Below are 462 nucleotides of genomic sequence, written 5' to 3' on the forward strand. Positions count from 1 at the left end.
GCAGCGGATCGAGCGTCCGTCTGTGATGCACATGACGGCCTCCGGGGAGTGGTCGAACCTTGAAGCAAAGCGCAGCAGCAAGCTGGACAAGGTTCAACGACTGGCCGAGATTACGCTCCCCAGTGTATGCACCGACGACAGTTACGACAGTGGCCGGGATGACCTGACCAACGGAACAACCTCATTCGGTGCGCAAGCCGTAACCAACCTCGTGAACAAGCTGATGATGGCTATGTTCCCACAGCGCCCGTTCTTCCGCCTCGCCATCGGTGAGCAGGAAGCCAACGACATGGTGCAGAAGCTCGGCATCACCATGGACAACCTGACGGACTTGCTCAGTCAGGGTGAACGTGACGCCGCGCTGCAACTGGAAATGAGCGGTTCCCGTGACACGCTGTACGAAGTCATCAACCACTTGACTGTGGCTGGTGACATCCTGCTGGACCTGTCAGACCCAGACGC

At 58.7% G+C, this 462-nt stretch carries 1 protein-coding gene; it reads left to right on the forward strand.

The genetic code is table 11. The features are described from left to right. Positions 1-25 precede the first annotated feature (25 nt). The coding region (locus NFJ07_RS25695; protein ID WP_269998936.1) for a portal protein at positions 26-462 on the forward strand (437 nt) is incomplete at its 3' end.

This window comes from Arthrobacter sp. B2a2-09 (genome assembly GCF_027587375.1).
Taxonomy (GTDB): domain Bacteria; phylum Actinomycetota; class Actinomycetes; order Actinomycetales; family Micrococcaceae; genus Arthrobacter.